The 12,375-nt window shown below is 37.9% G+C and carries 12 protein-coding genes; 1 reads left to right on the top strand and 11 read right to left on the bottom strand.

What is annotated here, in order from left to right:
- Positions 1-33: 33 nt before the first annotated feature.
- From frr to ACXYSK_RS01595, 10 genes are all read right to left on the bottom strand, one after another.
- Positions 34-591, bottom strand: a complete 558-nt coding sequence (gene frr, locus ACXYSK_RS01640; RefSeq protein WP_178894893.1) for a ribosome recycling factor — start codon at positions 589-591, stop codon at positions 34-36.
- 8 nt (positions 592-599) lie between these two features.
- Complete coding sequence (gene pyrH, locus ACXYSK_RS01635; RefSeq protein WP_006150940.1) at positions 600-1,337, bottom strand: UMP kinase; 738 nt, start codon at positions 1,335-1,337, stop codon at positions 600-602.
- A gap of 83 nt (positions 1,338-1,420) precedes the next feature.
- Positions 1,421-2,755: a methylenetetrahydrofolate--tRNA-(uracil(54)-C(5))-methyltransferase (FADH(2)-oxidizing) TrmFO gene (gene trmFO, locus ACXYSK_RS01630; protein ID WP_458624823.1), complete on the bottom strand. Its 1,335-nt coding sequence runs from the start codon at positions 2,753-2,755 to the stop codon at positions 1,421-1,423.
- Positions 2,756-2,909: 154 nt separating this feature from the next.
- Positions 2,910-3,878 carry a hypothetical protein gene (locus ACXYSK_RS01625; RefSeq protein WP_458624822.1) on the bottom strand — a complete coding sequence of 323 codons (969 nt, stop codon included), beginning with the start codon at positions 3,876-3,878 and terminating at the stop codon, positions 2,910-2,912.
- Between the two features lie 78 nt (positions 3,879-3,956).
- Entirely contained in the window at positions 3,957-4,835 is an 879-nt protein-coding gene (rsmI, locus tag ACXYSK_RS01620; RefSeq protein WP_458624821.1) for a 16S rRNA (cytidine(1402)-2'-O)-methyltransferase, read from the bottom strand.
- A 2-nt stretch (positions 4,836-4,837) separates the two neighbouring features.
- Positions 4,838-5,155 (bottom strand): DNA replication initiation control protein YabA, encoded by a 318-nt coding sequence (gene yabA / locus ACXYSK_RS01615; protein ID WP_458624820.1) that lies wholly within the window; start codon positions 5,153-5,155, stop codon positions 4,838-4,840.
- A 35-nt stretch (positions 5,156-5,190) separates the two neighbouring features.
- The gene (locus tag ACXYSK_RS01610) at positions 5,191-6,075 is read right to left on the bottom strand and encodes a DNA polymerase III subunit delta' (RefSeq protein ID WP_458624819.1); all 885 of its coding nucleotides are present in this window, start codon (positions 6,073-6,075) and stop codon (positions 5,191-5,193) included.
- Positions 6,072-6,710, bottom strand: a complete 639-nt coding sequence (gene tmk, locus ACXYSK_RS01605; protein ID WP_458624818.1) for a dTMP kinase — start codon at positions 6,708-6,710, stop codon at positions 6,072-6,074. Before tmk ends, ACXYSK_RS01610 begins: the two co-directional genes overlap by 4 nt.
- A 270-nt stretch (positions 6,711-6,980) precedes the next feature.
- Positions 6,981-8,177, bottom strand: a complete 1,197-nt coding sequence (gene tuf / locus ACXYSK_RS01600; protein ID WP_458624817.1) for an elongation factor Tu — start codon at positions 8,175-8,177, stop codon at positions 6,981-6,983.
- A 204-nt stretch (positions 8,178-8,381) separates the two neighbouring features.
- A complete protein-coding gene (locus tag ACXYSK_RS01595; protein ID WP_458624816.1) occupies positions 8,382-9,482 on the bottom strand; it encodes an AI-2E family transporter in 1,101 nt (366 codons plus the stop codon).
- A gap of 105 nt (positions 9,483-9,587) precedes the next feature.
- Between ACXYSK_RS01595 and pbp3 the strand changes: the two genes are divergently transcribed.
- Positions 9,588-10,829 carry a D-alanyl-D-alanine carboxypeptidase PBP3 gene (pbp3, locus tag ACXYSK_RS01590; RefSeq protein WP_458624815.1) on the top strand — a complete coding sequence of 414 codons (1,242 nt, stop codon included), beginning with the start codon at positions 9,588-9,590 and terminating at the stop codon, positions 10,827-10,829.
- 27 nt (positions 10,830-10,856) lie between these two features.
- On the opposite strand, the gene ACXYSK_RS01585 is transcribed toward pbp3, so the two are convergent.
- Complete coding sequence (locus ACXYSK_RS01585) at positions 10,857-12,254, bottom strand: amino acid permease (protein WP_458624814.1); 1,398 nt, start codon at positions 12,252-12,254, stop codon at positions 10,857-10,859.
- Positions 12,255-12,375 lie beyond the last annotated feature (121 nt).

Genomic DNA, 12,375 nt, shown 5'->3' with positions numbered 1-12,375 from the left:
CAGCAATGCCAACTGAGTTTTTCTGTTTATTTCTTAGACTTCCAAGATTTCTTTTTCTTTATTGGCAGTCATCTCGTCGATGTGTTTAACAGCATCGTCTGTGGCTTTTTGAATATCTTTTTCAAGAGTCTTCAATTCATCTTCAGTGATTTCTTTAGCTTTTTCTTGTTTTTTAGCTTCATCCATAGCGTCACGACGGATATTACGGATAGCTACTTTAGCATTTTCACCAACTTTTTTCACTTCTTTAGCGAGATCGCGACGAGTTTCTTCTGTAAGAGCTGGGATAACCAAGCGAATAACAGAACCATCGTTAGCTGGTGTAATACCAAGATCTGAAGCGTTCAAAGCACGCTCGATATCCTTCAATGAAGATTTATCAAATGGTGTTACCAACAAGACACGCGCTTCAGGAATTGTGATAGAAGCGATTTGGTTAAGAGGTGTTTCGACACCATAGTATTCAACAGTAATACGGTCCAGCAAGCTAGCGTTAGCACGACCTGCACGGATACCACCAAATTCACGAGCAAGTGAGTGGTGAGATTGAGTCATTCTCTCTTTAGCTTTTTCTACAATTGCGTTAGCCATAATTTTTCCTATTCCTTTTCTTCGATATTGTTTGAAACTGTTGTACCGATATTTTCACCAAATACAACACGTTTGATATTACCAGGTTGGTTCATATTAAAGACTACCAAGTCGATGTCGTTATCCATTGATAGAGTTGAAGCTGTTGAATCCATAATACCAAGGCCCTTATTAATGACATCACGGTGAGTCAACTCTTCAAATTTAACAGCAGTTTTATCTTTCTTAGGATCAGCATTGTAGACACCGTCTACACCATTCTTAGCCATCAAAATAGCGTCTGCTTCAATTTCAGCTGCACGAAGAGCTGCTGTAGTATCCGTTGAGAAATATGGTGAACCGATTCCTGCACCAAAGATAACGATACGATCTTTTTCGAGGTGGCGAAGGGCACGTCCACGAATATAAGGCTCCGCTACTTGTTGCATGGCAATAGCTGTTTGTACGCGAGTATCAACCCCTACTTGTTGCAATGAATCTGCCATCACAAGAGCATTCATGACTGTCCCAAGCATTCCAGTGTAATCCGCTTGAACACGATCCATACCAGCTTCTGCTGCAGGTTCTCCACGCCAAAGGTTTCCACCTCCGATAACCAAGGCAATTTCAATTCCTAGTTCGTGAACTTCCTTGATTTCTTGGGCCATACTTTGGACAGTTTTGATATCAATCCCGACACCACGTTCGCCAGCAAGGGCTTCACCAGATAGCTTGATTAAGATACGTTTATACTTAGGTTCTACCATTTTCTCTCTCCTTTTTTTATCCTACCTATTTTATCACAATTTCAAAGATTTTTATAGTATCATGAGTAATTCTTTCAAAAAAATTAGACAGATAAAAATTTCTCTAAATCAGACAAGGCACGTTCCGCAATTTTTTCATAACGAGTCTTCTTATCACGGATTCGTTCACCTTCTAATTCTTTGATAATACCAAAGTTTACATTCATAGGTTGGAAGTGTTTGCTATCAGCATGCGTAATATAATGAGCTAAACTACCAATAGCTGTAGTCTCTGGGAAAATAGCTTCGCTTTCTCCCTTGAAAAGACGAGCTGCGTTTATACCTGCTACTAACCCTGATGCTGCTGATTCAACATATCCTTCTACACCTGTCATTTGCCCGGAAAAGAATAGATTTGGCTGTTTCTTCGAACGGTAGGTCTGCTCAAGAAGATTTGGAGAGTCCATGTAGGAATTACGGTGCATGACTCCATAGCGAACAAACTCAGCGTTTTCAAGGCCTGGAATCATTTGGAAGACACGCTTCTGCTCTCCCCATTTGAGGTGAGTCTGGAAACCGACGATATTATAAAGACTTCCAGCCGCATTATCTTGACGAAGCTGAACGACTGCGTACGGTGTTTTAAAGTCGCCATCACGAGGTCCTTTATAGTCTTCTGGATATTCTAGACCAACTGGTTTCATAGGGCCATAAAGCATGGTTTTAATGCCACGTTTAGCCATAACTTCAATTGGCATACACCCTTCAAAGTACTTTTCTTTTTCAAAAGAGTTAAGAGGTGCTTCTTCTGCATTAACTAAGGCTTCATGGAAATCCATAAACTCTTGTTTGGTCATTGGAGCATTCAGATAAGCTGCTTCTCCCTTATCATATCGAGATTTGAGATAAACCTTGTTCATATCGATTGTATTGACATCCACAATAGGCGCTGCAGCATCGTAGAAATAAAAACCATCTCCTCCATTGAGTGCATGAATTTTCTCAGCAAGAGCATCACTTGTTAAAGGACCAGTTGCTACAACTGTAATAGCATCTGTTGGCAATTCTGTGATTTCGTCACGAACGACCTCAATCAAAGGATGATTGGCAATCTTTTCAGTAACCATTTGAGAGAAACCATCACGGTCAACCGCCAGAGCACCACCAGCAGGAACACGCGTTGCTTCTGCTGATTCCAAGATAAGAGAACCTAGACGACGCATTTCTTCCTTGAGGAGACCTACAGCATTTGTAAGAGAATCTCCACGCAAGGAGTTTGAACAAACCAACTCTGCAAAATTATCAGTTTTGTGTTGAGGTGTTGACTTGACACCACGCATTTCATAGAGTTTAACGGGAATACCACGTTCAGCGATTTGGTAGGCTGCTTCAGAACCCGCCAATCCAGCACCGATAACATTGATATAAGATTGAGACACGACACTAATACCTCTTTGGATGTAACATAAGTCCATATCAAAAATCACTGGACTATTTGACACCCACAAATCTTTCTAAATTAATACTTGGTCCATTATACCAAAAAGCTAAGTAAAAAGACAGACAGGAGGATTCCTGAATGTCTTTCAAAAATTATTGTTTATAGAAACTGAAAGATTTATGAGCATACCGATTACTATTGTCTATGTAATCTATGCCAAAGCCTACTTCTGTATTCCTAGGTAGTTTTTCTATTTCAATTATTTGAGCAAGTAAATATTTAAAATCAGACCTTGTCCAATTGTCAATATCTTCATTAGTTACTTGGAGGTTCTGTTTTCGTACCTGATCTATACTAAATAATATTGTAACACTAAAGGTCGAACGATTGTCAGCAACCCTTTTTAAGAGTAGATCTCGATTGCGAACAAGCGTCTCTTCATCGAGATTGTTGACTCTACTTGAGTCTAAATCCTCGATTAAGGGAGTGAGTTCTTCTACATCCGTCTTCAAAATTGCTTCTCTTTTTTCTCTCTCTTTAAGACGGATTTTAGGGTTATCACTATATTCTTCTTTCGGTTCCAAAGAATATTTGGGCCAAAAGTGATAGTGATCCAATTCAACTGAATTTTTAATGTAAAGTTTCCTAAGCGCATCTTCGCTTAAATATGTTGAAGTCAAGCTAGCACTTTGAAGTATCGTATTGTAAGCTTTTTTAAATCGGTCATAGTCGTCATCACCAGTATCATACTCCATTTCTAAACGATAGACTGTTTTCTTAGGAAAAACAAAGAAAATTTTCTTTTCAACTTCTTTAAGCTCCGGATTGTATTTAAGGACTGGAGTTTTCTCAACATAATCTTTTTCAAAATCTACGTAAACATCAACATATTTCTTATTTTCTTTAATGTAAGATGGGTCAGAACCAGCGGATCTAAACGTATTAGCAGTCGAGTATCCTTCTGCTTCTAGTCCTGCAGCTTCTACTACGGAACGGATATTTGAAATAGCTGTTTTAGCTAAATCACGATCGACTCTGTAGTTGTTACATGCCGATAAAATAAATAACGTGAGAATAGGCAACAGTAAGCCAATTACTTTCTTAATCACTTTTCTTTTCATTTCCCCTCCAAATAAGCATTCGTAGCAAAATACTAATGATTGTTAGATTCACTTCAGGAAGAAGGAAAACTTCTCTGTTTAGTCATCCGATTGATTCTCTTCCCATTCATGATAAGCTGCGTAGAGCTGGCTTTTGTTCCACTGATAAATTTTAGCGACTTCCTTAATGGCTTGATTTTTCTTGATTCCTCGTTGGATACGTTCTTGGATTTCTGAGAACAAGTCCTCTTCATCCTTATCTTCTACTTCTTGACTAGCTCCCTCTACAATGAGAAGGCACTCGCCCTTGAGTGGTGTTTGAGAAATACTTTCTAATAACTCTGTAATACTTCCACGTTGGTATTCTTCATAAATCTTAGTCAATTCTCGAACTAAGACAACTGAACGATCACCATAAACTGCTAGCATATTTTCCAAGGTATCTGCTACACGGTGAGGAGATTCATAGAAAATCTGGGTTTCTGGATAATCTTTTTTTGATTCGAAAAATTGCTTTTGCTGGCCTGATTTTCGTGGTAAGAAACCATAAAAAATGTGAGGTTGGGGTGCTAAGCCACTGGCGATCAAGGCAGAAATTCCTGCGCTAGCACCTGGAACTGTGACAACTGCGATATCCTCTTCAATTGCAGCCTTAACCAGATCGTGACCTGGGTCTGAGATGCTAGGAAGTCCTGCATCAGAAACCTGAGCAATACTTTGACCGTCTTTTAAAAGTCGAATCAAATCAGGAATCTTTTCCTTAGCGTTGTGCTCATGAAAACTGATTTGTTTGGTCGAAATATCGAAATGCTTAAGCAATAGGCCAGTATTACGAGTATCCTCGGCAGCAATCCAATCCACCTCTTTCAAAATCTGAATAGCACGAAAGGTCATATCCTCAAGATTTCCAATCGGCGTTGCGACAAGATATAACTTACCATAAGGTGACTGACCTTTAAAACTTTTTTGAATTTGCATGCTTACTCCCTAAACAACAACTCATCACAAAACATACATTCCGCATCTTGTTCACGACGCTGTCCATAAAAATCACGACACACATGAAAGCCATCTTCATAGATTCGACGAACATTTTCTCGAACATGCTTGGTCTTTGCAGGAGCAGAATCCTCTTCCTCTCCTATGCGCTCTCTCAGTTTATCATTTTCCAAGCGAAGAGCTGTATTCTCTTCTACTACACTTTTGAGATTTTTTTTGATGGCTTCGACATCTGCCAAGGTTGCCAACAACTGTTGAGAAAAATCATCTAAGGCATCAAATAATTCTTTTTTGTTCATGAACAGCCCTTTCTTTTTCTGTTTTCATGTTCATTTTATTGTAAAACTAGGTATTCCAAAGCATTTTGGAAAGACACATTTGCTTTCCACATTTTTCTGGCTTCGACAAGGTTTTGCAAGATTGTACGTGCTGCATTTTTTTGAATCTCTTGACCTGCTAAAACTTCTAAAATTCTAAAGATGTGGTCTTGTTTTTCTTTGTCATCTGCTAAACTAGCTAATTTTGCGACCTGTAAATAAGTTTCCTTTTTCCCAGCATCTAACCAAGAATAGAATCGTTCACTTTCTTCAACTAGAGTCCAAAAACTTGTTTGATTTGTCAGTTTTTCAGCTTCTGCTTGCGATTGGCTAAACTCCGCTAAGAGTCTTGCTTTATTTTTGACCAATCCTGCTTTTTCGAGTTCAACCATAAGATTTGCCACTTGTTTCTTAAATTGGAAAATCTGTGTCCGACTTCGAATGGTTGGCAAAATTTGTTCTTGATCATTGGTTAAGAAGAAAATATAGATTTCACTTTGAGGTTCTTCGATAACCTTTAAAAGCGAATTAGCAGCATTAACATGCATTTTTTCAGCTTGTTCAATGATAAAAACCTGACGTTGATTTTCAATACCTGATTGCGAAAATTGTCCAACAAGTTCTCTAATTCTTTCTGTTTTTATAATCTGATTAATCGGGCGAATAACTGTGACATCAGGAAATTCTTCTTGATCAATCAACTTACAATTTCGACAAGACTCGCAGGGTAAGACATCCTGTTTTTCAGTACAAAACAAACTCTTAGACAGAAATAAAGCCATCTCCATACTTCCAAAAAAGCCTGAAAAGAGATAGGCATGATTGAGCTGTTTTTGTTCTAAGATATGAACAAAACGTTCAAATTGTTGTGGTTGACAAGCTTTTAATTGCTCTTGATTCATTCTTGCAGCCCCATTCTGTCAAATAAGACTTTCTTAGTATTCTCAACAACTTGATCTAGTGGTAAGCTGGCATCAATCTTAACAATGCGATCACCTTCTTTTTCAAGAAGGGAGAGATATCCTTGACGGACTTTGCGATGAAGGTCTAAACCTTCCAAGTCTAAACGATTCACTTCACGATTACTATTTGCTGCGATTCGTTCAAGACCTTTCTCAACATCAATATCAAAATAAAGTGTCAAATCAGGCTTAAGACCATCAGTCGCAAATTGATTGAGCCATTCAATAGCATCGATGTCCAAACCACGACCAAAGCCTTGATAAGCAACGGAACTATCAATAAAACGATCCATGATGACCAGTTTCCCTGCTGCAAGTGCTGGTAAAACCTTTTCCACTAGGTGTTGTCTACGACTAGCTATATAGAGTAGAAGCTCTGTCTTGGCATCCATTTGAGTATGACTAGGATCTAAAATAACTTCTCTAATCTTCTCACCAATCAATACGCCACCTGGTTCACGTGTTGTTAAAACCTCTATTTTTTTTTCTTCTAACACAGGAAGGATAGCTTCAAGCACACTCGTTTTCCCAGCTCCCTCTGGCCCCTCTAGAGAGACTAAAAATCCTTTTGACATGACGAACTCATTTCTTTTTTTCTTCCTTCTATTTTATCAAAAAAAGAGGCATTTGTGAAAAGCTTTTTAACCTAATAAAAATTTATTCTGAAAAACTAGGATATACATTCGTTAATAAAGTAGATAATTATTTAATTAAGTTTTTATATTCGTTATCAACTACCATACTGTCTTATTTTGTCTTTGTATAGCTAGAAAAAAAGAACCTTGCTTAGCAAGATTCTTTTAATGTCTGACTTAAATAATTGTTCTTCTGGGAACTAAATCGAATTAAGCTTCGATTTCTGTAACCATACCTGAACCAACAGTACGTCCACCCTCACGGATAGAGAATGTAGTACCTTGTTCTACGGCGATTGGGTGGATCAACTCAACGTCGATTGTCACGTTATCACCTGGCATTACCATTTCAGTACCTGCTGGAAGTTCGATTGAACCTGTAACGTCAGTAGTACGGAAGTAGAATTGTGGGCGGTAGTTGTTGAAGAATGGAGTGTGACGTCCACCTTCTTCTTTTGTAAGGATGTAAACTTCACCTTTGAATTTAGTGTGTGGGTTGATTGAACCTGGTTTAGCGATAACTTGTCCACGTTCGATTTCATCACGTTGGATACCACGAAGAAGCACACCTACGTTGTCTCCTGCAAGACCTTCGTCAAGTTGTTTACGGAACATTTCAACACCAGTAACAACTGCTTTTTGGATTTCTTCTTTGATACCAACGATTTCGATTTCATCGTTAACACGAACAGTACCACGGTCGATACGTCCTGAAGCAACTGTACCACGTCCAGTGATTGAGAATACGTCTTCGACTGGAAGAAGCAATGGTTTGTCAGTGTCACGTTCTGGTTCTGGGATGTACTCATCAACAGTGTTCATCAATTCCATGATGATGTCTTCGTATTTAGAGTCACCTTCAAGAGCTTTAAGAGCTGAACCTTGGATAACTGGAAGATCGTCACCTGGGAAGTCGTATTCTGAAAGAAGGTCACGGATTTCCATTTCAACCAATTCAAGCAATTCTTCGTCGTCAACCAAGTCAACTTTGTTCATGAAGACGATAAGGTGTTTAACACCAACCTGACGTGAAAGAAGGATGTGCTCACGAGTTTGTGGCATTGGTCCGTCAGTTGAAGCTACTACAAGGATAGCTCCGTCCATTTGAGCGGCACCAGTGATCATGTTTTTAACGTAGTCCGCGTGTCCTGGAGCGTCGATGTGAGCGTAGTGACGTTTTTCAGTTTCGTACTCAACGTGCGCAGTGTTGATAGTGATACCGCGTTCGCGTTCTTCTGGAGCAGCATCGATAGACGCATAGTCTTTTGGTTGGTTAACTGATGAAGGCAAGCGACGTGCCAAAACAGTTGTGATAGCTGCAGTTAGGGTAGTTTTACCGTGGTCAACGTGTCCGATAGTACCAATGTTAACGTGTGGTTTACTACGATCGTATTTTTCTTTTGCCATTTGAGTAAAAGCCTCCAATAAAATATATTTTATAGATAGACAGTAGGCAATACAGTCTAACTTTCCTTACTATTTTATCAAATTTTAGCTAAATTGCAAGTGTTTTACAAAGTTTTTATCAATTATTCTTATTCTTATTTGAAGTACTAGATTTATCGAAAAAAAAATAGAGAAACAGTTAAATCTGTTTCTCTATTAATATCGTTACATTTTTTCAACTTCTTGTACTTCTTTGTGTTTTTCGTAAAGTTGTACAAGGAATTTGGATATTTCTTTTAATATAGAATAAGTTGGGACGGCAACAATCATACCAATAACACCATAGATATTACTTGACAATAGTAACAGAACCAGGATAGTAATTGGATGAACATTCATAACACCACCAACAATTCGAGGGTAGAGGATATTGCCATCCACTTGTTGGATAATCAACATATAGATGACAGCAATAATCATCTTTTGTGGATCCGTAAATAGATTTGAAATAACCATTGGAACCAAACCGATACTTGGACCAACATAAGGTATCAAATTCGCCAAACCAGAGAAAATAGCAAAGACCAATGCATACTTGAGTCCAATGACACTATATCCGATAAAGGCCAGACATCCGATTATGAATGCATCAATTGATACACCGCTAATATAACGGGAAATAGTCGCATTCAAGTTTGTTAATAAACCAGAAATATTCAGTCTATCTCTTTTTAAAACAGTTCTTTCTAACATCGGTAAGAACTTATGCCCATCTAGTAGGAAGTATACCAAGAAAACTGGCGTCATAATGATAATTAAAACTGTACTTACTAATGCTGACAGAACACTACCGACACTGTTTGTTACGCTATTTAAGATATTTTGCAGAATATCAACATAAGAAAGATTTAATTGTCGGATTGTTTGTTGAATATCAAGCTCTTGGAAAGTAGGATATTTTGATAATTCTATTACTAAATCTTGGAGTCGACCATAGATTCCTTGACTAGATATAATCAAGCTACTCAACTGGTTGATTAAAATCGGTAAGAGATAGACAACACCAATGACAAGTGACCCAAAGAGAACAAATAGGGTCAACAAAATTCCGATAATACGATTAATTTTACACTCTTTCTCTAAAAAGATAACAATTGGGTTGGTCAAATAATATAAAAATCCTCCTAGTAAAAAAGGAATCATAATAGTATTTATAACACTTACAAACGGTGTAACAATAGCACCCATTTCTCTCCATAGGTAGAAAATTAAGGTTATTAATAAAATCTCAGTTGTCCAGAAGAATAATTTATTTCTTCGAAACATAGGCCACCTCCTCTTTTTCCTATTTTACCATAATTCGAAAAAGATTGATAACCTTCATCATAAAAATAAGAATATTTTTTGTCTTTATGATAGAATAAAGTTACTATGAAGAAATTATTTTTAACATTAATCACACTTATTTCATTTGGTTCTGCTACTACTGCTTTTGCTCAGGATTTTGATGTCACCGCAAAACATGCCATCGCTGTTGAAGCGACTACTGGTAAGATTTTATATGAAAAAGATGCGACTCAACCTGTTGAAATTGCTTCTATTAGTAAGTTACTAACTGTTTACTTGGTCTACGAAGCTTTGGAGCAAGGAAAAATCACCCTCTCTACTCCAGTTGAAATTTCAGATTATCCTTACCAACTCACAACCAACTCCGAAGCAAGCAATGTTCCTATGGAGGCTAGAAACTACACAGTTCAAGAGTTGCTAGAAGCAACATTAGTCTCTAGTGCTAACAGCGCAGCTATTGCTTTGTCCGAAAAGATTGCGGGATCTGAAAAAGACTTTGTAGATATGATGAAGGCCAAACTTCTTGAATGGGGAATCCAAGATGCTACCCTAGTCAATACAACCGGTCTCAACAATGAAACTCTTGGAAACAATATCTATCCAGGTTCTAAGAAAGACGATGAAAATAAATTGAGCGCCTATGATGTAGCTGTCGTCGCTCGTAATCTTATCCTCAAGTACCCTCAGGTCTTAGAAATTACCAAGAAACCTTCCTCTACTTTCGGAGGAATGACCATTACTTCTACTAACTATATGTTGGAAGGAATGCCTGCTTACCGAGGTGGTGTCGATGGTCTTAAAACGGGAACAACTGATAAAGCAGGTGCTTCTTTTGTCGGTACGACTGTAGAAAAAGGAATGCGTATCATCACAGTTGTCCTCAATGCTGATAACCAAGATACAAATCCTTATGCTCGTTTCACAGCTTCTTCTGCACTTCTAGATTATATCTTATCAAACTTTGCTCTCCAAACAATTGTAAAACAAGGAGAAAGCTACCAAGATAGTAAATCTCCTGTCCTAGATGGAAAACAAGATACCGTTACAGCAGTTGCTAAAGAAGATATAAAAATTGTTCAACGCCTTGGAAGTCGAGCTCAGTCATCTGTCACCTACACACCTGATACTACTGAACATACCGCTCCACTTGAAGCAGGTACAGTGGTTGGTCATCTAACCTATGAAGATAAGGACTTAGTTGGTCAAGGTTATATTACCTCTGACAAACCAAGCTTCGAAATGGTTTCTGATAAAAATGTCGAAAAGGCCTTCTTCTTAAAAGTATGGTGGAATCGCTTCGTTCGATTTGTAAATGAAAAATTATAAAAAAATCGCGATTACTCGCGATTTTTTTTATTTTCTTTCTGATAAAGTTGAATGTTTATAGCCATAAGTAAAGTAAATAATAACTCCTATTATTAAGGCTAAACCAAATGCTATCCATGTTTCAAGAGTATATTGAAGCATGAAGGATAGACAAATAAGAATCGATAAGATTGGTAGAAAGGGAACCAGGGGTGTTTTAAATTCTCCCTCTTTAGGCTCTCCCTTATCTTTTCTTAGCTTGATAATCCCATAGGCTAATAAAATAAGATAAGCCAAAGTACAGATATTAAGAAAGGCTGCAATACTAGATAGAGGAAAAATCCCTGCTGCAATCGCTGAAACGACTCCCGTTAAAATAGTAGCATTCTTAGGGACTCGACTTGTCTTAGATACTTGTTTGAAACTTTGAGGCAAGAGGCCATCACGAGCCAAACTATAAATCATTCGAGACAAGGCATAAGTCATTGAAATACATACTGTAATCAAAGTAAAAATAGCAACCAGAGAAACATAATTAGCTGCCCAACCAATACCAATGCTTCTAAGAGCAAAAGCCACTGCATCATCAACATTGAGCTTGCTGTAGTGAACGATACCAGTTAATATCAAGGTAACCAAAGCATAGAGAATGGTTACAATCATCAAGGATAAAACAATTCCACAAGGAATATTTTTCTGAGGATTTTGAATTTCATCAACTGCCATAGAAATGGACTCAAAACCTAAAAATCCAAAGAACATGAGTGAAGCACCTGCCACAATCCCAGTGCTTCCACCGTAAATCTGACCAAAACCAAATGGAGCAAAGTCTGACCAGTTCTCAAGTTTGATATACCAGACTCCAACTAAGATGAATAAAGCAAGAGCAGAAAATTTCAAGACTACTAGAATGGAATTAAAGCGCAAAGCTGTTTTTGAATTTAATAAGACAAGACCAGTAACAAGAAGAATGACTAAAATTGGCAGGAGATCAATATAGCTACCTTGTGCTGGATTAAATGTCCCATTTAGTGCTTGAGGCAGAGAAATTCCGTAATGGCTAAGCAAACCTTTAAAGTAAGCCGCCCAACCTGAAGCCACACCAGAAACTGCTGTCATAAATTCCATAATGGTTAACCAGCCAGCTATCCAAGCTGGAAATTCACCCAAAATTGCGTATAAATAACTATAGGCTCCACCGGTTGCGGGGACTCGTGAAGCAAACTCAGCAAAAAAGAGAGCTGATAATGATACACAGATTGCAGAAATCACGATAGATACCACAAGAGCAGGACCAGCAAGCGTAGCTGCTGCAGTACCAGTGATGGTAAAGATTCCTGTACCAACCATGGCACCAATTCCCAAGAGAATTAAATCCCATAATTTTAAATGGCGATACATTTCAGTCTTACCCAAACTAACATCTTTTGTCCTAAAAATATTCATATTCATCCCCCATTTACTGATTTTTGTATTATTCTACCATATATCGTTTCAAATGTGAATATTTATAAACTAAAAATATTAAAAAAACAGAACAAATGTAACATTCGTTCTGTATTTGTTC

This window comes from Streptococcus sp. V919, from assembly GCF_054353475.1.
Note: the sequence above shows the minus strand (reverse complement) of the source record. Positions and strands in the feature narration are given on the sequence as shown.